This window comes from Leptospira biflexa serovar Patoc strain 'Patoc 1 (Paris)', from assembly GCF_000017685.1.
Taxonomy (GTDB): Bacteria; Spirochaetota; Leptospiria; order Leptospirales; family Leptospiraceae; genus Leptospira_A; species Leptospira_A biflexa.
On the sequence record NC_010602.1, the window covers coordinates 354,443 to 376,055 of the forward strand.

General features: G+C 35.3%; 19 protein-coding genes. 6 read left to right on the plus strand and 13 right to left on the minus strand.

Annotated elements, in window-relative coordinates:
* Nucleotides 1-75: 75 nt before the first annotated feature.
* Genes LEPBI_RS01735 through LEPBI_RS01760 form a run of 6 tightly spaced genes read left to right on the plus strand, consistent with a single transcriptional unit; the run spans nucleotide 76 to nucleotide 11,528 of the window.
* A complete protein-coding gene (locus LEPBI_RS01735) occupies nucleotides 76-1,257 on the plus strand; it encodes an acetyl-CoA C-acetyltransferase (protein ID WP_012387386.1) in 1,182 nt (393 codons plus the stop codon).
* A gap of 6 nt (nucleotides 1,258-1,263) precedes the next feature.
* Nucleotides 1,264-2,931 (plus strand): nucleotidyl transferase family protein, encoded by a 1,668-nt coding sequence (locus tag LEPBI_RS01740; RefSeq protein ID WP_012476100.1) that lies wholly within the window; start codon nucleotides 1,264-1,266, stop codon nucleotides 2,929-2,931.
* Complete coding sequence (locus LEPBI_RS01745) at nucleotides 2,932-5,997, plus strand: peptidase domain-containing ABC transporter (protein ID WP_012387388.1); 3,066 nt, start codon at nucleotides 2,932-2,934, stop codon at nucleotides 5,995-5,997.
* Nucleotides 5,990-7,093 (plus strand): beta-barrel domain-containing protein, encoded by a 1,104-nt coding sequence (locus tag LEPBI_RS01750; protein WP_012387389.1) that lies wholly within the window; start codon nucleotides 5,990-5,992, stop codon nucleotides 7,091-7,093. Before LEPBI_RS01745 ends, LEPBI_RS01750 begins: the two co-directional genes overlap by 8 nt.
* 2 nt (nucleotides 7,094-7,095) lie before the next feature.
* A complete protein-coding gene (locus LEPBI_RS01755) occupies nucleotides 7,096-10,161 on the plus strand; it encodes an ATP-binding cassette domain-containing protein (RefSeq protein ID WP_012387390.1) in 3,066 nt (1,021 codons plus the stop codon).
* A 53-nt stretch (nucleotides 10,162-10,214) separates the two neighbouring features.
* Nucleotides 10,215-11,528 (plus strand): TolC family protein, encoded by a 1,314-nt coding sequence (locus LEPBI_RS01760; protein WP_012387391.1) that lies wholly within the window; start codon nucleotides 10,215-10,217, stop codon nucleotides 11,526-11,528.
* Here LEPBI_RS01760 and LEPBI_RS01765 read toward each other — a convergent pair.
* The 13 genes from LEPBI_RS01765 to LEPBI_RS01825 form a co-directional block, all read right to left on the minus strand.
* Entirely contained in the window at nucleotides 11,525-11,887 is a 363-nt protein-coding gene (locus tag LEPBI_RS01765; RefSeq protein ID WP_012476102.1) for a hypothetical protein, read from the minus strand. The two genes, LEPBI_RS01760 and LEPBI_RS01765, sit on opposite strands and share 4 nt — an antisense overlap.
* The gene (locus LEPBI_RS01770) at nucleotides 11,857-12,432 is read right to left on the minus strand and encodes an LBF_2127 family putative lipoprotein (RefSeq protein WP_012387393.1); all 576 of its coding nucleotides are present in this window, start codon (nucleotides 12,430-12,432) and stop codon (nucleotides 11,857-11,859) included. The genes LEPBI_RS01765 and LEPBI_RS01770 overlap by 31 nt, the downstream gene beginning before the upstream one ends.
* A gap of 36 nt (nucleotides 12,433-12,468) precedes the next feature.
* On the minus strand, nucleotides 12,469-13,767 hold the full coding sequence (locus LEPBI_RS01775) for a DUF2079 domain-containing protein (protein WP_012476103.1): 1,299 nt from the start codon (nucleotides 13,765-13,767) through the stop codon (nucleotides 12,469-12,471).
* A gap of 1 nt (nucleotide 13,768) precedes the next feature.
* Complete coding sequence (locus LEPBI_RS01780; protein WP_012387395.1) at nucleotides 13,769-15,331, minus strand: NAD(P)/FAD-dependent oxidoreductase; 1,563 nt, start codon at nucleotides 15,329-15,331, stop codon at nucleotides 13,769-13,771.
* Between the two features lie 72 nt (nucleotides 15,332-15,403).
* Nucleotides 15,404-16,015: an FMN-binding negative transcriptional regulator gene (locus LEPBI_RS01785; protein WP_012387396.1), complete on the minus strand. Its 612-nt coding sequence runs from the start codon at nucleotides 16,013-16,015 to the stop codon at nucleotides 15,404-15,406.
* A gap of 27 nt (nucleotides 16,016-16,042) precedes the next feature.
* Nucleotides 16,043-16,492 (minus strand): GNAT family N-acetyltransferase, encoded by a 450-nt coding sequence (locus LEPBI_RS01790; protein WP_012387397.1) that lies wholly within the window; start codon nucleotides 16,490-16,492, stop codon nucleotides 16,043-16,045.
* The gene (locus tag LEPBI_RS01795) at nucleotides 16,473-16,889 is read right to left on the minus strand and encodes a hypothetical protein (RefSeq protein ID WP_012476104.1); all 417 of its coding nucleotides are present in this window, start codon (nucleotides 16,887-16,889) and stop codon (nucleotides 16,473-16,475) included. The genes LEPBI_RS01790 and LEPBI_RS01795 overlap by 20 nt, the downstream gene beginning before the upstream one ends.
* Nucleotides 16,873-17,388 (minus strand): DinB family protein, encoded by a 516-nt coding sequence (locus LEPBI_RS01800; protein WP_012476105.1) that lies wholly within the window; start codon nucleotides 17,386-17,388, stop codon nucleotides 16,873-16,875. The genes LEPBI_RS01795 and LEPBI_RS01800 overlap by 17 nt, the downstream gene beginning before the upstream one ends.
* Nucleotides 17,389-17,467: 79 nt before the next feature.
* Nucleotides 17,468-18,640, minus strand: coding sequence for a chromate efflux transporter (gene chrA / locus LEPBI_RS01805; RefSeq protein WP_012387400.1), 1,173 nt, complete (start codon nucleotides 18,638-18,640; stop codon nucleotides 17,468-17,470).
* 71 nt (nucleotides 18,641-18,711) lie between these two features.
* Nucleotides 18,712-19,011 (minus strand): PadR family transcriptional regulator, encoded by a 300-nt coding sequence (locus tag LEPBI_RS01810; protein ID WP_012387401.1) that lies wholly within the window; start codon nucleotides 19,009-19,011, stop codon nucleotides 18,712-18,714.
* A 78-nt stretch (nucleotides 19,012-19,089) separates the two neighbouring features.
* Complete coding sequence (locus LEPBI_RS01815) at nucleotides 19,090-20,058, minus strand: hypothetical protein (RefSeq protein WP_012387402.1); 969 nt, start codon at nucleotides 20,056-20,058, stop codon at nucleotides 19,090-19,092.
* Nucleotides 20,059-20,208: 150 nt separating this feature from the next.
* Nucleotides 20,209-20,967, minus strand: coding sequence for a phytanoyl-CoA dioxygenase family protein (locus LEPBI_RS01820; protein ID WP_012476106.1), 759 nt, complete (start codon nucleotides 20,965-20,967; stop codon nucleotides 20,209-20,211).
* Nucleotides 20,968-20,976: 9 nt separating this feature from the next.
* Nucleotides 20,977-21,606 carry a GNAT family N-acetyltransferase gene (locus LEPBI_RS01825; RefSeq protein WP_012387404.1) on the minus strand — a complete coding sequence of 210 codons (630 nt, stop codon included), beginning with the start codon at nucleotides 21,604-21,606 and terminating at the stop codon, nucleotides 20,977-20,979.
* Between the last annotated feature and the right edge of the window lie 7 nt (nucleotides 21,607-21,613).

Below are 21,613 nucleotides of genomic sequence, written 5' to 3' on the forward strand. Positions count from 1 at the left end.
TAAGTGGCATTCTCTTTCAAGTGAAATTTCAATTCTTAGCTGACAGGTGATGAATTTTGCCCATTCCTGGTTCCTATGGAACAAGTTTATATTTTGGGCGGACTGAGATCCGCATTCGGTAGTTTTGGCGGAACCCTCAAAGACATGAGTGCCGTTGACCTTGGGGTCGAAGTTTCAAAAGCAGCACTCCAAAAAACGGGTGTTGATCCTTCCTTAATTGAAGAAAGTATTTTTGGAAATGTTATCCCTACTGGAAAAGATGGAATCTATTTAGCACGTCATATCGGCTTAAAATCAGGTGTTCCCATCACGAGTCCTGCATTAACACTCAACAGGCTTTGTGGTTCCGGAATGGAAGCTGTGATCCAAGCTGCCAAAAAAATCATGTTAGGTGAAGCACACACTGTCCTTGCTGGTGGAGTCGAATCTATGAGTAACGCTCCTTATGTAGTGCGAAATGCAAGATTTGGAGTTCGTTACGGAAATGCGGAATTTGAAGATTCACTCGCACAAGGATTAACTGACATCTATGTTGAACTTCCAATGGGAATGACGGCTGAGAATTTATCAGACCAATACAAAATCTCGAGAGAAGAACAAGATGCGTGGGCAGCCACTTCACAAGAAAGAGCAGAAGAGGCAACAAACAAGGGAATCTTAAAAGAAGAAATCCATCCCATCACCATTAGTGGAAAAAATCCAATTGTATTTGATAAAGACGAATTCATCAAAGGAAAGGCGGGAGGGGCAAAACTTGCCTCACTCAAACCTGCATTCAAAAAAGATGGATCTGTTACTGCAGGCAATGCGTCTGGAATCAATGATGGTGCCTCTGCACTGATCGTTGCCTCTGCATCCCAAGCCAAAAAACTCGGAAAAGAACCACTCGCCATTGTGAAATCATGGGGCCATGCAGGTTGTGATCCTGCGAAGATGGGGATTGGTCCAGCTCTTGCGATTCCTTCTGCCTTACAAAAAGCGGGTCTAAGTTTGAAAGACATCGGTCTTGTGGAAGTGAACGAAGCGTTTGCCGCTCAGTACTTAGCTGTGCAAAAAGAACTTGGTCTTGATCCAAAAATTACCAATGTGAATGGTGGTGCTGTTGCCATCGGACATCCACTCGGAGCATCGGGTAACCGTGTGACTTTGACATTGGCACTTGAGATGCAAAGACGAGGAGTGAAGTATGGTGTTGCTTCTCTTTGTATCGGTGGAGGACAAGGGATCGCGATTGTTTTAGAAAATCCGAAAGCATAGTACAAAATGTACTTATTATTTCCGGGGCGTCACCATCTCCTCACGAGGTACCAAAAAGAGTATTTACTCCAATTGGTAGAACATGGACTCTCGGAAGTATTGGATGTGTTTGGAAATCCATTAGCGGTTTCCAAACACCCTAGCGCCATTATTTTTGCCGTCACTTCGGCCAATCACAACAACACAAGACGAAACCCTCTCTCTCTTTACCAAAGGGCGATGATGATCCAAGATTTTTCAAAAGAATTTAAGATTCCAAGTCTTGTCATACCCATTGATGATATTGGAATGTCACCTAACTTTGCTTCGTATACTTTGAAAAAAATTGAAGTGGAAACCGAGTTAAGACTCAAATTGACTCCAAAGAATACGATTGTCCTCTGTTCGACACCCGTCGCCAATTTATACCTTACCTTAGGTTTTTTTGTTTTACCTGTGGAAAAAGTTCCAGGCCCAAAACTTTCTTTTTTTGCAAAACTCCCATGGGAAGAACTGGAAGGGATTGTCTCCCGACGAAAAGAAAGGAAGGCAACGACTTCAGCTCGACCATTCACTCTCGGATTAGAGGACCCAACCCAAATTGGTGCCGCGGAGGAAGAGGGGATCTACCATAACTTAGATAGAGCTTGCCTTCGTTTGTGGAATGACTATGGACTCTTTGAGAAAGTTGATATGTTGTTTTCGGATTCTCTCATTGGTGATGATGGAGACCTAACAGAATCCAGAGATTATAATACCTATGTCCGCGAAATGGACAATATCGCCGAACTCAAATTCCAAGAAACAAAACCCTTTGTGAAACCAGGTAGGATTGGTGATATTGGATGTGCTGTTGGTTCTTGGATCAAACTGGTTTGCCAGGATCCTAGTGGTTTAGAATCCGATTTTTATGGAGTTGAGATCGCAAGGCATCTTTACCAAATCTGTGAACAACGAAAAGAAAATGGTGAGTTTTCGAATCCCAATGTCTTTTTTTTACGAAAGAATGCTGTGAGTGGACTTGTTTTTCCAAAGATGAGTATGAACACAATCCATACATCTTCCCTCACACATGAAATTGAGTCTTATGGCGGTCGAAGCCAACTGGTTTCTTTTATCCAGAATCGTTACGATGAATTGGTCATGGGTGGGGTTTGGATCAACCGAGATGTGGTGGGACCCGAAGGCAAAGAAATAGAAGTTTTTGTTTGGATGGAAGAGGAATCGGGCACTAACCATGGCCGTGGTCCAGAAGCCTTTTCCAATTCCAAAGAATACCTAGATTCCTTGTCCACAAAAGAACGATTTTTTCAATTCCAAAAGGACTTTCGTAAAGTGGAAGGTTATGTGCTTAGGACGGACACCTTTTTCGTCGATGGTATAGAATACCATCGTATGAAACTCAAAGATATCTGCGAATACGTTTCCAAAAAAGATTACACTGACAATTGGGACAGTGAAATGCATGAGTCTTTTTGTTTTTGGAGTTTCAATGAATGGAAAGAAAATTTAGAATCAATCGGATTTAAAATTTCACCTAATTCATACGAATATCGTAATGAGTGGCTTGTACAAAATCGGTATGAAGGTAAGGTAAAACTTTTTACATCACAATCGCCAAGTCCCCAAATCCATTCTGAACTCATTCCATTTGATTTTCCAGTGACCCATATGCTAATGTTAGCGGAAAAATAAATGCAATCAGAAGTTCGGCGTAATCTCGATAAAATTCGGACTGTGTTTCGATCCAATTATTTATTAGCAGAATTGGATGATTCAGAACGAGAATCTCTCCTCCCATTCATCGAAGTAAAGTTTCTGCGCATTGGACAAACTTTAATCAAAGCAAACCAAATGCCTGATTCTATCCATTTTGTCTTAACCGGCAAATTTGGTATGAAACAAAATAAGGAAGAAATCCAATTAGGAAGGTATGCCTTTGTTGAAGAAGGGGAATCGATCGGTGAAAGGATCACTCTCACAAAAACTCCATCGAAACATGATTATTATGCACTTGAACCTTCGATTGTATTGTTATTGCCTACATCTCGTTTTTTAAAGTTAGTTGAATCACATCCAGAAATAGCAGATAAGGCCAAACATCGTGAGGAAGAACAAGAGAAATTTCACTATGTCCGTAAACTAAGTTTTTTTGATGAGTTGTCTCCCGATGAGATCAAATCAATATTAAAGTCCATTCAACTCATCAAAGTTCCACAGGGAGAATTTATTTTTGTAGAAGGGGAAGCAGGTGAATCTGCATACATAGTTCGTTCAGGTAAAATCCAAATCCGAACAGAAAATCCAAGAAAGATTATCTCAATCATGAAGTCGGGAGATATCCTTGGTGAAATTGCGATCTTTAAACAACAAAAACGATTAGCGAGTGCGATTACCGCCGAAGATTCAGAACTTTATCAAATACCAGGCAATGTATTTCGAAAAGTCATAGGTGCAGAAAAAGGAAACAAACTTGAGGAAATCGTTCAATCAAGATTGTTAAGGTATTCTACTTATAAATCAAAAGAAAAAGAAGAAAATTCAATTCGTCCTTTTGTTTCCAAACGATTTCAAATCAGAAAAACAACACAAACAATTTTAATAGAACAAGTCACAACAGATCAAATGAGTCTTGTTGGTTTGGTATGTTCCGAATTAGCTCTCAGAGTTTTTGACAAACCCCTTCCATCCAATTGGAAAATCAGGATCAAAAATGAACTGAGTCGAAATATAGTACCAGGTATTTTTGAACTTGCAATCGAATTGGAAAAACTTGGTTTTTTAACGAAACAACTCCATCTTCCATTCCAAGAATTAAAATCGTTAGAAAACCCAGTGTTTATCACGGACGAAGAAAATATTCCATGTCTATTATATTTAGTTGATATGGAGTTAGGTGCGATTCTTATTTCTCATCCAATCAAAGGCGTTTATGAAATCACAACCTCTCAATTTTTAAAACAATGGGATGGTGTGATCTTACAATTTTCCCTCGTTCCTAATACTTTATCTGCGGAAGTGAGTTTGATCAGTTTTTTTAAAGAACTACGAATGCTTTTTAACCCAAAGAAGAAAGAGATTCGTTGGGTGATGGTCGCAACTTTTTTCTCAGCAATCTTGTCTTTGTCTCTTCCTTATTTAATCAGACAAATTGTAGACCAAGTTTTGGTTTTTTCTGACCGTAACTTTTTGTTCACCGTTGTATTTGGAGTCACCTTAGCTGTTTTTTTTCAAACGATGTTTTCATTATTTCGCAATCTCATTTCAATTGGTTTGATGCAAAATCTTGAATACAATTATTTTGTCAGATTTTTCCAACACATTTTAAACTTAACACTTCCTGAGTTTCGAAGATTTGAAACAGGTGATTTTACACAAAGATTAAAAGAAAACCAAAGGATTTTAGAGATTACACAACGATCTGGTTTGTTTTTGATTTTAGATTTAATCACATTACCAATTTATCTTTTGGTTTTGTTTCGATTGGATGGAGGATTATCTTCAGTAGGATTATTTTTTCTTATTCTATATGCAATCGTAGTTGTACGCTCCAGTACAAGAATCAAAAAATTACAAAAACATAGCTTTGAATCGAAGAAAAAAACTACGGCATTTTTCCTCTCACTATTTTCAGGAATTCAATTGATCAAAGCGTCTTCTATTGAAAGTCGATATCTTGCTAAGGGTTTAAATGAAATTGCGAGAACAATCTTAACCAATTTACGTGTTGGAAAAAGGGTTCATATACTCGAACTCATCAGTAAGTTCTTTGAACAAATTGGTTTGATTGCAGTGATCACATTTGGAGTGAATCAAGTTTTAAATGAAACGTTATCTTTAGGTAGTTTTTTGGGTTTTTTAGTTTTATATTCCTTACTCATGGAACCAATTGTCCGTTTATGCCATCTTTACGAGGATCTAAGTGAGTTAAGAGAATCACGGATGAGGCTCACGGAAATTTATTCGTTACCAGGCGAACTAGTCAGTTTACGGCCGTTTGGTGAACTTCCTCGGCTTACTGGAAAAATTAAACTAGATAATATTAGTTTTCGTTATTCAGATGGTTCTCCAGAAATCTTAAAGGATATCAATTTGGATATCGAAGCTGGTGAGAAAATTGCCATTGTTGGGCGTAGTGGATGCGGAAAATCTACATTAATGCGTATCATGATGGGAACACTTTCTCCGACGAAAGGAAAGGTATTTGTTGATTCCTTTGATTTATCTACCCTTGACCCTGAGGAAGTAAGAATCCAATTCGGTGCTGTAGAACAACATCCAATTCTATTTTCAGGTACCATCATTGAAAATTTAGCCAAAAAAAATCCCTCATTGCCAAAGGAATCTTTGTTAGCTGGAGCAAAACTTGCATCAGTTGATCAATTTGTAGAACGATTTCCTATGAAGTATGAAACGAAAATTGGAGAATCTGGAGTTGGATTGTCTGGTGGGCAAAGACAAAGACTTGCGATTGCTCGGGCATTAGTTACAAATCCCAGTATTTTATTTTTGGATGAACCTACCTCCGCATTGGATTCGGAAACAGAAGCTCACATTCAATCCCAATGGGAAACTGTATTTTTAGATAGAACTGTGATTCAAATCTCACATCGATTGCATAGTACGGTGAGTGCTGACAAAATCATCGTATTAGATGAAGGACGCATTGTTGAAATGGGTAATCACGCGGAATTAATCCAAACTAAAGGATATTATTATCATTTGTTTCCTACGTTAACGGAAGAGGAAAGCCATGTTTAAAAAGTTTAAAAATATAAAAGAAACTGATTCCAATTGGGAATCAAGACATTCCGCTTCCTATTATGATGAATTATTGAAACACCCTGCACCTAACTGGGAAAAGAAGGGAATCTACCTAATCGCCATATTCTTTTTTTGTTTTGTTTTATTTTTGATGATTGGGCGTGTCGATGTTGTCGTGCAGGCAAATGGTAATATAAGACCCAAAGGGAATTACCATGTTGTAGAAGCATTGGAGACGGGAACATTAACGAATTTGTATGTGAAATCAGGGGATTTTCTAAAAAAAGGTGATCCCATTATGGAGTTAGAATTCTCCGAACAACAAATCGAATTATCCAAAGATACAAACAATTTAGATTATGAAGAAAAAAAATTACAAAGACTCATTCGAAATAAAAGAGAAGCGGATAAAATTTTAAAAAATCTTGCTTATAATTTAGAAAACAATTCTGGTTCCTCACTCTCCGGCGGTGTTTTGAGTAAATTTGTAAGTTTAAAAAAAGCATTTATGGATTTTCAAAATGGAGTGGGAGCCAAATTCATTTACGACCAAAGTTTATTAGAATTTAATGAAGAGTTTGGAAATCTAAAAGATGAAATCCAACGTGAAGAGAATATCATAGCGAGTTTACGTGGAGATACAAAATTAAAAAAGGAAAGAGTTGCGAATGCTGTGATTCGAATGCCTTTTTCAGGCGTGATTGGAGAATTGGCCGTCAATAACGTCGGGCAAAATATCATACGAGGCCAGACTGTTGCATCGTTAATGGAAGAAGGCCAACCATTAGAAGCCATCGTTGAAGTAAGTAGTAAAGATATCGGGGCCGTAAAAATCGGTTTATCGGCTGTGATTAAAGTCAAAGCCTTCCATCAAAATGATTTTGGAGTTGTGGAAGGTACTGTTTCACAAATCATTCCAAATACAAAAGAGAAAGATTCTTTTTCAGTGATTCTTATTTTAGGAACACAAGATCTAAACCAAGACGGAAAACAATTTCAACTTTTTCCAGGTCTTAAAGTGGTTGCTGATATCGTCATTGATCGAAAAAATATTTATCAAATTTTATTTCGATATGCTGATCCTAGGAATTAAATTTGAAACAAAAATTAAAAGATATTTCAGATTCAATTAAAGAAGATGGTTTTTTATCTCAACTCTCTTCGGCAGATCTGAAAAAATTAATTTCACTTTTTGAATCTAGATCTTTGGTTGCAGGTGATAAAATCGGTGCTACCGAAACTGAACCAACTCCAATTTTACTATTGGAATCAGGAAGAATCCAAATCAAATTAAAGATCAATCAAAACGAGTTGTTGATCAAAACTTTAAAAGAAGAGTCCTTGTATGGTATTTCTGAATTCACTTCCGAATCTTTAAGCAAACAACTTTATTATATTGAAGAAAATTCTAGAGTACTAATTTTACCTACCAACACTTTTTCAAAATTCATCTATTCTGATAAACAAAGAAAAAAAATATGGGATGAATATAAAGAAAATGTCCAATTAAGAGATGAATTAAGGATACATCCTTACTTTCGAAAACTATCCAATTCTGAAATCCAAGAACTTTCTAAATTACTCATTAAAAGAAACATTCATTCTGGTCAGGTATTGATCAAAGAAGGTACTAAAAGTTCCTCTCTCTACTTTATCAAGACAGGTAAGTTCCGAGTCACAAAATCGACTTGGCAAAAGGATTATTTTTCTTATGTAGAAGCAGGTTCCATTCTTGGTGAGATGGGCGTATTAGAAAAAAAAGTAAGAAATGCGACGGTCACTGCATTGGAAGATAGTTATGTGTATGAACTTTCTTCCAAAAGTGCGGAACAATTTTTCAAAAAATCAGAAAGTTTACTCATCACCATTCGCTCCATCATGAGTGAAAGAAAACTAAATTTAGGTGAAAAATCACAAGATGATGATTATGAGTTAACAAATATTTATGAAGAAGATCAATTTCACTTTTTACCAAAATTACAATTTTCGCCACCGATTCGGAATCAAATTTCATTTCCTTTTCTCTTCCAAGAAGGAAAATCTCAATCCGGTGATGTCTGTAGAAAAATGATTTTTAAGTATTGGGGTTATTCATTTGCTGAATATGACTCTGATCCAAACTTTCCTGATTTTGATCCCGATATTTTACCTCACCATTGGAAACAATGTTTTGGAGAGGAAAGGGGAAGTTGTTATTTTGTTAATTGGCGAGAACATGAAACAGAAATTAGCTCCATACCTACCATCAACTATTTAGAAAACTCTAAGTATGTGATTGTGAAAGAAATTAGAAAAAAAACTGTTACGATTCTTGATCCAGAAATTGGTGAAATCGTTTTCAATCGTGATGAATGGGAAAAAAAATCTTCCAATGTTGTCATTTATTTTGTACCGAAATCTTTGCCTAAATCAACGTGGGAATGGAAAAGTAGATTCTTTGCAGGAATTAGTGAATATTTTTCCCCTGCCATACAATACTTAAAAGCTGGAATTCTTGCCAGTTTTGTGTTAAAAGGACTCGAGGTATTCATACCACTTGTTAATTTATATTTGATTGATGCAGTCTTATTACAAGAAAGTCGTGAATTCTTTTTACCCGTCATCATTTCTGTTATTTTGTTAAGTGTATCTCAATCCTTTTTAGGTTATTTTAGATCCAATGTCATTTTTTTCACAAGTAATCGAGTCAATCAGACCATTGCGATTCGTTTTTTAGTAAAATTGATTTCACTTCCCATTTCCTTTTTTGAAAGGAATAGAAAAGGAGAGATACTGAATCGTTGGGAAGAAATTGAATCAGTGATTTTATTTTTTTCTGACCAAGGCGCAATGAAAATCTTTGATTTGCTTTTTAGTTCCTTGGTTTTTGTGATTTTTTTATTCTTATCTCCCATTTTGTTAATCATCATTTTGATCTTAATTGTTCCTGAGATGTTAGTTTTACGTTTGTTATCACCAAAGATCATTGATGAAACAAAAAAAGAATCATTAAAACGTTCAGAAACACTTAGTTACTTTATAGAATCTATTAACGGATTTGAAACAATCAAAAACCTAGGTGCAACTTATTCCCATCGTTGGGATTTTGAAAAACGATTAACATCGCAACTGAATTCAGAAGGTAAAAAACTATTCTATTCAAATCTTTTGTCTACCAATACTGATTTTTTTAAACAGATAACGATTGTTGTAGTCATGTTAGCTGGAAGTTTATTGATATTAAATGATCAAATGACGCTTGGTACTTTGTATGCGATTGTTGGATTAATCACTTATATAAGGAATCCACTATTGTCTTTGTATGAAGATTTTTTAAAGTTTCAGAAAGCAAATGTAGCTTGGAATCGACTTAGAAGTTTTGAATCATTGGATAGTGAAATTTCAGATAAAGACAATTTATTCAAAGTAGATTTGCCTGAGGTGAAAGGAAATATCGAATTCAAAAACATTCATTTTGCATATGATAGCCAAAAACCTGAGTCAGGGATTCGAAACTTATCACTCAGAATTCAAGCTGGCAAAAAAGTTGCTTTTGTTGGTAGGAGTGGGAGTGGTAAATCTACGATCATCAAACTGATATTGGGATTGTACAATTTGAAGCAAGGTGAGATTCTTGTAGATGACATTCCTTTAAATGAAGTTTGGTTACCAAGCTTAAGAACAAAAATTGGAGTTTGTTTCCAGGAAAATCCATTCATTTCTGGTACCGTCAGAGAAAATATCTCCATTACCAAACCGGAAGCTACACTCAGTGAAGTTGTAGAAGCGGCTAAACTTGCATGTATTCATGATGACATTGTTAAGTTACCACTTGGTTATGATACAGAATTTTCTGATCGAGGTTTTATGTTCTCTGGTGGTCAAAAACAAAGGATATCCTTAGCCAGACTATTTTTGCAAAGACCTAATATGTTGTTATTGGATGAACCGACAGCTTCTTTAGACAAAGAAACAGAACTTAGAATTCTGTCTCATATCAATACAGTATTTGCCGATGCAACCATCGTTACTGTTGCCCATAGATTGGATACCATCCGGCATTATGACCAAATTTTCGTACTTGAGAGAGGTAAGTTGGATTCAAAAGGAAGTCACAGGGAGTTACTTTCTAAAGGTGGAATTTATCAATTACTTCATTCCAAACAAGAAGCTATCCGATAATTCAAATAGTGATTTTATTTCGAAACATTTTTTGGTTATTACTCCTACTAATTATGTCAGATTCTATTCTATTGGCAGAGGTTGTAGGGTTCTATGATTTACCAAAGTTAGTTGGTGAAAAATCCTATGAATTAAAATTAAAGGAAATGGAGATCCAACGTAAAAAAGTAGACGTTGACTCTCGCAATTTACGTTATTTGCCTTCGGTAAATTTGGAACATTCGCCATTTTTTGAATCACTACGAGGCGATGGTTACAATCGGAAAGGTTGGAATACTTCCTTAAATCTAAATTGGAATTTTATGGAACAAGGGAATACTGTTCTGACCAATATGATCCTTGAATTGGAGTATGAAAGATTACTTCTAGAATACAGAGCCCTTTACCAAAAAGAACTTTTTGACCAAGCATTTCAATATGCAGAAACATTGAAGTTATTGGCTTTCTATGATTATGATTTTTCCAATGAATCTGATGCAGACAAACAATTTCAGACTGTTCAAAAATTATATAAACAAGGGATTGAATCCTATTTAGTAACACAAAACTCAAAAGTAGATTTTTTCTTTTACAAATACAATGCCATCAAATCTAGGTTGGACCAACAAAAGAGCCAATCTATTTTTAGAAGAAAATTTTTGTTAAAAGATGTAACCTTAAAACAAATTCCTGAAAGGGAATATAAGATTTTGCCATTAGAAGAAACCTTGGCGGAATATGAACAAAATCTATCGGATGTAAACTTTGATTTAATATTAACAGTCAATCAAATCAAAATATTAGAAATACAAAAACAAGTTCGATTTAATGAACTTTGGGTTCCTGATTTTTTTGTAAACGTTTACAATCAAAATTCAAAAGAATCATATTCTGGACTGAGTGGAACTTGGAACAATCCAATGCAAGTTTATGATTATAGTCGGAACGATTATAGTATTTATGCGAGGTCTTCTGAATCAGATCATAATGTTGGTGGAAATTTTGGATTTCGATTTCCACTCTTCAATCGCTGGTTAGACAAAAATGAATTTGATAAATCTAAAATTGAAGTGAAATTGGCTAAATCACAATCTCAATTTTTACGTGAAAATACAGGTTTGTATCTATATGAGTTGATCCAACAACATAATAACCTTGTTGAATTATACGAAATATCACGAGAAAGCAAAAGAATTGCGGAAGAAAATTATCAAATCATGGAAAAAGCATATAAAACTGGTTCTGCATCCATAATTGAGCTTCAAACAGTGGATAGGCGACTTCGTGATGTTATGAGAAATGAGATCCAAAACCGTTATGATTTAATCCAATTAAGGCTTCAAATTGGTCTATTGTTAGGTGACACTATGAAGTTCTTAAATAATTAAATTCCGAGAGGAGGTCGATTCGTATCCTTTTCTATTTTTAGATTTTTTCCACATTTTTGAATTTTCCATTGATCCAAAATATCATCAGCTTTGACTTTATTTTTGTAGTGAATGTATGGAGTTGTGAGGATTGGCGCAAGGAATATTGGAGAAAAGGCGGAATTGAGGATCGATAATACCACGATCAGTCCCAAGGTGAGAACATTTTCATCAAATACTTCGGTTACCTGACGTTTTGTTTGGTAGTAATATGCCATACATTCTTCTGTATGATTGGCCGGTTGAAAAGGAATACTGACACAACCAATTTGTGTTAGTATCAAAACGATTACAGTGACGTTTCTAAGTTTTTTAAACATACATTCACCGCTTCTAAATTTGTTTCTTCAATCATTCTATGAAAATTTCTAACTTTATAAAATCCATATAAGAATTCATCTGCGTTTCCTTTTTTTGAAATGATTTCTTCTTTTTTTTGTTCTGAATTGAAATATAGTTTGTATTTAAATTCAACGGTATACTCAGCAATTCGATATTGGATGGGCCAAATTCCTATAAATGGATAAACCGCAGGCCATGTGTACCACCAATTGTATTTGTCGGAATAGTTTGTTTTCATTTCGACATCGATCGTGTAATAATCCTTTGTTATCGTGGAATCCAATTCTGTGTAAACATTCGAAAAGATACCTGAAGATTGTAAATGTCCCTTCCATGCCAGTCTCCAAGCATCTGTGTAAACACCTCGATCAGCAGAAAGGATTTCAAATCGACCAATGACAATTGGAAAATTGGTTTTTGTTCGAGACAAATTTCCATTTTTTGTAGGAGGTGGAACTTGCCGAAGGTCAGTAGAACAATGTAGCAATAAAAATAATAAAATTAGTAAAAAATTGGACTTCATTTTGGAACTATTAGAGTAATGATTTTTGAAATCGAATCAATCAATTTTCTTTCGTATAAAGATTTGAATATGGTTTTCCACGAAACTTTGTAATTGGTAGTCGCTTGGCGGATTCTGATCTGAGGATTCTTTGCCCCACCGATAACGCACATAATAATCAGCGGAGTAAGTTTGGTTTGGTAAATACAGCTGAATTTCTTTTCGATTTGAAAGGTATTGCGGTATGTTCGAAACAATTGATTCATTTGGTAATAATTTTCTAAGAGTTAAATAATCTGAATTTGATACACTTCGATTCATGAATTCTTTTCGATAAGAGTATGATTTAGATATAGGTCCATAAAAGAGAAATAGGAAGATAGAAATTAGAAGCGAAATTCTTAAGACGATTTTTTTTCGGTTCTCATCTAGATTTTCTACAATTTCAATATAACTCAAAAAAACGATAGGTATGGTGATGAAACTATGATGAGTGAATGGAGTTTTATTCACTTCAAATTTTGAAAGTATTGAATAAATCAAATAGGGGAATAAACAATACATCAATTGATGTTTAAAATTGAGAAATAAAAATGGTAAACTTAAAAAAAGGATAAGGTATGGAAACAAATGAAAATTACTCAAAGCAGTGAATGGGTCTTTATATCTCTCTAAATGCGCTGGTGAGTTTGTTTGAAATTCATCTTGAAAAAGAATCAAAAGTCCTATTGCGATTATAAAATACATCACTGAAATCATTGTGATGAACAAACTTTCTTTCGGATACATTTTTCGTTGCAAATATGAAAACACAATCCAAACAAAAGATGTTTCTTCTTTAGTCAAAAGACTCAGTAGAAAAAATAAAATCCAAATCTTGGATTGTTTTTTCCAAAAAAGATAAAATAAAAAGAATAATGGAATCCATAATACTTCAGGATGAAAATCAAATATATGGATCCAATAAATTGGTAAAAATAGTGCATAAAGGAGCGGGTAAATCAAATGATACGATTTTTGATTTTCAAAGTATGGAAAAATGAGAATGGGAAAACTGAGTATCAGTGCTTGTAAAATGAGTAAAATTTCTATATATGGAAAAAAATAATAAATGATACTAATAGGAAAAATAAACCAATTAATATGGTCTGCAAAATAATGGTGTAAATTACCATCTAGTCCAAGTGAGGTGATAACCTTACCTGTATGAATTAGATTATAAAATATATTTTCAAAAAGTCCAATATCCACTCCCGCTCCCATATGTTGGTAACGAAAGATGGCTCTCTCTGAAAGAAAATAGAAAACAAGTATCCAAAGAATAAATGATGGAAGATACTTCCATAATCTAATCATCTTATTTTGTAAATTGACCTGTGAAAGCTGCTTCTGCACATTTCATCCCGTCAATCGCAGCAGAGACGATGCCTCCAGCATAGCCTGCACCTTCACCACATGGATACAATCCTTTGATGCTGATATGTTCTAACGTCTCTGGATTTCTTGGGATTTGGATAGGTGAAGAAGTCCTTGTTTCAGGCGCATGGATGATGGCTTCATTGGTAAAGTAACCTTTCATAGAACTATCAAACTCTTTGAATCCTTTTTGTAAGGCATCAACAATGAGTGGTGGGAGGACTTCGTTTAAGGCAACTGAAACAAGACCAGGTGTATAAGAAGTTTTCGGTAGTTCAGATGAAACAATATTTTTGGTAAAATCCACCATTCGTTGGGCAGGCGCTTTTTGTGTTCCACCATTGATCGAAAATGCTTTTTGTTCGATGGTTGATTGGTATTGTAAAGCTGAAAAAACTCCTGATGACTCAAATGATTTAAAATCATCTAATCTAAGTTCTACGACAATGCCTGAATTGGCTGTGGGACGTGATCGTTCTGCACTAGACCAACCATTTGTGACTACCTCACCTGGTTTGGTTGCACATGGGGCAATCACTCCACCAGGACACATACAAAAACTATACACACCTCGACCATTGATTTGTTTGACAAGAGAATATTCGGAAGCTGGTAATAATGGATTTTTGATGTCACAATGGTATTGGATGGAATCAATTAAACTTTGTGGGTGTTCCACTCGAACTCCAATGGCAAGGGGTTTTGTATGGATTTCAATACCTTTCTCATGCAATAGATGAAACATTTCACGACCTGAGTGACCCGTCGCAATAATGACTTTTTTTGCCATCCATTTCTGACCATTTGCCGATTTGACACCAACAATTGATTTGCCATTCAGATAAAAATCTGTGACTCTTGTATGAAAATGGATTTCTCCACCTGATGCCAATATACATTCTCTAATATTCTGAATGATCCTAGGAAGTTTATTTGTGCCAATATGAGGATGAGCATCTACTAATATTTGTTTTGTGGCACCAAAAGATACTAAATACTCTAAGACCTTTTTAATATTCCCTCTTTTTTTAGATCGAGTATATAATTTACCATCAGAGTAGGTACCTGCACCACCTTCACCAAAACAATAATTGGAATCTTCGTTGACGATGTGATGGACATTGATTCCTCGAAGGTCAGCCACTCTTTCTTTTACGTTTTTTCCTCTCTCTAAAATGATAGGTTTTTTACCTAGTTCTAAGGCACGTAATGCGGCAAATAATCCAGCTGGACCGGCTCCAATGATGATGATGGGCTCTTCTAAAGTAACATTAGGAAAATTGGGAATTGTAAAATCGATTGGTATGAAATCTTCTTTGATATAAACATCCAATCTTAATTGAAAAACAATCTGTTTTTGTCTCGCATCGATTGAACGAGCTGTACATTCGATATGATTGATCTCATTTTTAGGAATTTTGTTTTGTTTTGAAACAAATTGTAATAGATGGTCTGGATTGGATGCTATCTCAGGAGTGACTCTGACATTTAATTCTAGTTTCAAAGTATATTTACTAAACCCAGTCTATAAGTTGCGAACAAAAAAATTTATCTTTGGTTTGAGAGAACTGAAACCTTACGATTTCTGATCTAAGGATTGTTTCATTAAATTGGCAATCGCTTTTTCATTGTCACCTGGCATTCTTTCTAGGTTCTCAATCACTCGTTTCCTTCGTTCCACAGAATGATTTTGGCTGAGTTTTGTTTTCCCTTCCCAATGTGTGATTTGGATTTGAAACGGAACAATTCCGTTTTGTAATCCCATCAAGTAATCTTGATTGACTTCGCTGAGTTGGTAAGTAGATTCACTCGCTTCAAAGGTTTTGACTAACAATTCCAAACTTTCTTTGATTTGAATAGGATCTTGCATGTATGTTAATATACCTTTGATGTGAACTGCAGTATAATTCCAGGTGGGAACAGATCGATTGGTTTCATACCAAGAAGGTGATATGTAACAATGGGGACCAGGAAAGATACAGAGAACTTCCTGGTTCATGCTAGCCTTTTGAGGATTTGGTTTAGCAAAATGACCGATGAGAAATTGATGGTCTGGAGAAAGTAAAAGAGGTAAATGAGTGGCTACCATACTACCTTCCAATTCGGACACCAAAATTCCAAAGGAATTTTCTTTTACAAATTGGAACACGGAAGAACTTTCCATTTGAAACGGTTCAGGAATGTACACTCAATTTACCTCGCTAATGAATTTGTTTTATGTTGATTTCCAAAAATAAGTTAAAAACTCTGTTTCTTGCACAAAACCTTGCTTTTCATATAAGGATCTTGCATCCTTGTTGAGACTAGCAGTTGACAATTCAAGACCTTTGCCTTGGAAGTGTTTTGTAAATGATTTTGCCTCATCTAGCAATAATTTGGCGATTCCTTGTTTTCGATTCTCTGATCTGACATATAAATCATTTAGAATATAGGATCTTTGCATCGAGATTGAGGAGAATACTGGATACAATTGTGTAAATCCAAGGAAATTCCCAGTTTTTGGATCTTCCACTAGGAAAACAATGGACTGTCCATGTTCCATTCGATTTAACAAATAACGTGATGCTTCTGTTAAATTACTTTGTTGTCCATAGAACTGTCTGTATAAGTCAAAAAGTTCTGCGAGTTTGGAGATGTCTAAATAGTTAGCTTGTCTGATTTTCATATTTGAGTACCAATGTGAAACTAACCACTGCTAAGAATGCAGTGATTGGTGTAGCCAGTAAAGTTTCCAAATTCGTAACTGCAACTAAATTCCCGATTGTATTGATAAAAAAGATAGCTGAAATGAATCCAAATACGAATCGAATCCAGCTGGGCACCAAACCTTTGTTTAAATATCCTAAATACAAATAACTACATATTACAAAAATTGCATTCACTACTAGAGAAATACTCTCCATCACATACATTTCTTGTACAGATTGTAATCTGCCTCCCCAAAGGTATTGGTAAGGTACAATCTGTAACAAAGCGAAAATATGGAAAATAGATGTCAAAATAAAGACTACGAATAGTATTTTACTTGCGATGATTCTTGTCTTTTTAGTTGGATTCCACATATGATTTTCCTAGCGATTGTAAATAATAAACGTAATCAATTTCAGGAGAAGGGCCACCTAACTGAGTGATGGCAGCTGTAATTTGTCCTCGGTGGTGGGTTCGATGATTCATATTGTGGTGTAGTACGTCGCAATATAGCAGTTCAGCTTCAAAACCACGCATCGTCTTGTAACGAAATACATTTTGCCATTGGGTATCATCAAAACTTTGAATCCAATCTTTCCACTTTTCCATATTAAGAAGTAGTTCTTCTCTGAGTTTCGATTGGTTTATTTCTAGTTCTTCTCCAAGTGAATTTGGCACATAGACTTTCCCTGTAACCCGAGAAAACCATACTTTCTCTACTACCAATAAATGATTGAGCGTTCCATGAATGGATTTAAAAAATAAACCGATGTCTTTCTTATCATCATCTTTAGGAAGTTTGTCGATCGATTGGAACAAAAGATTGGTTGCCCAAAGATGATAGGCATGATTCCGAAGGAAAAAATCTTTCATAGGGAAAGATTTTTCCAATGGAATCTAGGGGACAATGAATTATTGCTTTAGTTGTGAATTTCTTTCACTACTCCTTACTTCAAGTGTAGATGAGAAAACTGACTAATACTGTCGCAATCACAACTAACCAAGAGGGAAGCTTCCAGAATTCTAATAATAAAAATCCTAAAATGACAAGGGCAAAGTCTTTTGCGGAGAATACGGCACTTGTCCAAACTGGATTGTACAATGCAGCAAGTAAAATCCCTACGACCGATGCATTGATTCCAAGCATTGCCTTACGAATGAGTTTGTTTGTTCTCATCTGCTCCCAAAACGGAAGAGCGCCTACAACCAAGAAAAAAGAAGGAAGGAATGCCGCCACCAAACATAGAATCGCTCCCACCCAACCATTTGGTGATGCGGAAGAAACAGCTCCTAAAAAACTACTGAAGGCAAATAAAGGACCTGGAATTGCATTGGAAATTCCGTAACCCGCCATAAACAAATCGTTACTGACCCAACCAGTTGGAACAACTTCAGCTTGTAATAAAGGGAGAACAACATGTCCACCACCAAACACAAGTGCACCTGCTCTATAAAAACTATCAAAGTATTGGATTTCCATCAGATTCGATATCGTTCGCAACAAAGGTAAAACGATTAAGAAAACAAAAAAGAGAATTAAAAACAAAAAACCTACTGATTTTTTACCTTTGTGGATTGGATCATGAGGTAATTCTTCCGTTGATTTAAGAAAATAAACTCCAAAAATCCCTGAAACGACCAACACTGAAATTTGTAACAATGTGGAACTGAAAAAAAGTAAAATAACGCTCGTTATAATGGCAATTGTAATCCGTTCTTTGTCAGGGCAGAGTTTTTTCCCCATTCCTAAAATCGCCTGGGCTACTACGGCGACGGAAACGACTTTTAAGCCATGTAACCAATTTTTGTGGCTTGTGACATCAATTGCAGAAAGTCCAAGTCCAAATAAAATTAAAATGAGCGCCGATGGCAAGGTAAACCCGATCCAGGAAACGATAGCACCAAGGATCCCAGCTCTAGACAATCCAATTGCCATGCCTACTTGGCTACTCGCGGGTCCTGGTAAAAATTGGCAAAGGGCAACTAAATCGGCGTAGGCGTGAGCACTGATCCATTTTTTTCTTGTTACATATTCATCATGAAAGTAACTTAAATGGGCGATTGGACCACCAAACGAAGTACAGCCGAGTTTAAGCGCTGTTATAAAAACTTGGAATAATTTCATCTTTTTCTACTGGTTCCTTGTTTGAGATACATCAATCTAATTTGTACAATTCAACATTGTTAATCATTCGTTTAATTAAGAATTTCACCGATTAACTCCTTTAGTTTGATTTTGGCAGAAGTAAGTTCCTTTTTTCCTCTGGGTGTGATGCGGTAAAATTTTCGTTTTACTTTTCCTAATTGTTCAACTCGAGAACGAATCAGTCCTTTTTCTTCTAAGTGTTTTAAAAGTGGATAAAGTGATCCAGGGCTGATTTTATATCCATGTTCTCTTAGTTCCTCAATCATCCAAACACCGTAAATTTCTTCCTTTAGACAATGGTGTAAGATATGAATTTTGATAAAACTAGAGAAAAATTCATTGATTCTCATTCGAAATCAAAATACGATATCGAAAATAGAGTGTCAATTGGAAATCTTGAGATAATCAATGGAAAAAAGAATTTTGGTTCATTTTCTAAGCAAATAGACTGTGTTATAAAAAGCCACAACGGGAACAACAATAGGACTAATCAATAAATCAGCAATCAGGCTAAATGGGAGAAGTGGGATATACTGATAATTTGTATCTTGGGACTCTTCCTTGCTAAGGCTCAATTGAATATCGTATAAATTTTCAGTGTGATTCAGCTGATAAAATAATCGTTTCTTACGATCCCTGATTGAAATCATTCCAAGCCCTTTAATGGAAATAAATTTTAGTGGCTGTAGTTTATTTTTATAAGCTTTTATGATTTTGTTTTCTTTGAATTCTATGGTTTCTTTATCTTCTCTATCCCTTTTTTCAAGTCTTCTAAGTAAGCCCTTATCATCAATTGTGTTAAATACATATGTTTTTTCCTTTTTTTTGATTAAAACATATTTATAATCATTTGTGATAAAAGCATTGATAAAAGGAGAATCTATCTTTGGATCAGCTACATAACCATAACTTTTCGGATGAAATATCCCCCATTCGATACTAGGATTGACTAAAAAAAATTTATCTTTTGGTAGTGATGAAAAATCTAAAATAATTTTGTCATTGTGAAGGATTGCCGAATTTGAAATCTCATGAAAGCTTAGTGTTCCTAGGCTTGCGTTTGTTTGATTGAAGGAGTTACAGCCATAATTTGGTAAATTCAATTTGTAATGAATGTAGTATGATCCGTAACCGATTTGAATGCACTTTGTATGATCTTTGATTTGGACTTTGATTAAGTCATTTGTATCGATTTCAAATTTTTCAATTTCAGTAATAGCAACATTTTTGTCTTTCGGATAAGGAAAGGCATTGGTATAGGTTTTTATTGAATAAAAACAATTAAGATTTAAAAATAAGAGAGCAGATATTCTCACTATCCTTTGTAATTTTGAAAATCGAATTTGAAATGTCGGTAGGAATGCCTGATTAAAATTTTTCAATGAAATTGTATCCATCCTATTTTTTTAAAATGTTTGACTCGATTCAAACGTAAAACTAATGAGAAAGTCATTTGAGATTTCGAATCTTTATGCAATGGAAATTTCGTCTGTTCAATCTTAAATTTATATACTCAGAATTTTTTTCTAGGAAAATTATAGTTCCCTCTATTTTGTTAGAAATAGTTTTTTTTGTTCATTTGTGAATGAACTCATTTCCCAATTTGGAAAATGATTCCATTTTTCTACCATATGTTTCGATTCAGGGAAATTGGTGTAAAGGACATCAAACGAAAATCGATTTTTCCCATACTCGGCTTTATGGAGTAAGTGGGCAGAAAAAACCAATAGATCACAAGTGTTATGCGGAATGAGGGTTTGGTTTGGTAGCGGTTCATGACTTCTATGATTTTCCATCTCTAACCTTACCTCTCGTTCTTCTCGGGTATCCCAACGATTGTGAGATCCAGATACAAACCAAAGGCCTGGATCTTCTTCCAATGGGATTCGAAAGTGCCAAACAAAGTCTTTTTGGATTCGCTGTATTTGTTCATCTTCTGGGATGCCTAAGTATTGGATGTCTCGGTGCCAATACGGTCGCATCCCTTTGTCAGTTGGATTAAAAAAGATTTGTGTATTGAGAAAATAAAATTCATTTTCAAAGATTTCTTTACAGATCTTAAGGATTGGCTCGGAAGATAGGAATCCAAAAATAGTATTCCGATCTTTTTCATTGGGTAAATACTTTGTAGATGTCAGGTAAGCACTGTTTATCACCTTTTGGTTTGTGTTTTCTTTTAACCAAACTTCATTCGCATTTTTTAATATCGATTTGATGTTTAGAATGTGATCCAATTCAAAATAATTTTTGAAAAGATAATAACCATCTCTTTCCAAATTGTATTTTACCTCCGCAAGTGATGGCATAGGTTACGTTTACTCAGAAATCGTTTTTTCCATATAATGATGGGACGGAATGGTTCCTTCCCAACCTTTTGGATGTCTTGTTTCTTTAATGACAAAACCCAATTTTTCGTATAAAGCAATGGCGGATGGATTTTCACAAGAAACATCCAGGGCAATTGTTTTGTATTCTCTATTCGAATGGATCATGAACTCAATGAGTTGTTTGGCGATCCCTTGGTTTCTGTACGATTCCGATACCGTGATATGTCCTAAATACAAACGTTTCGATTTTGGTGGTTGGATGATGGTTTCCGTTTTTAAACCTCTTGCCATCACTTTAGGTGCCTTCCACTTGTATACGCTTAGAATTTGTAAGGCGGTGCCAGCAGTCAGGAATAAAAAACTCGGTTGTGTGTATTGAAGAATGGAACCGACCACCTTTCCATCTTTTTCTGCTACATAATGATTCGTATAAGAGACTGTGTTCCCTCGTTTCTCGTAAGCAGTGTTCAGAAAATCGAAGGCAGTTTTATTTCCCTCTTGGAAGACAAAATTCCAGGCAAGCGGACCTGACAAATGGATGAGTGGTACAATTTCATTTTTATCTTCGATTTTTGCCTTTCGGATGATCAGTGGTGTTCCGTTTTGATGTGATGCCATATCTGTC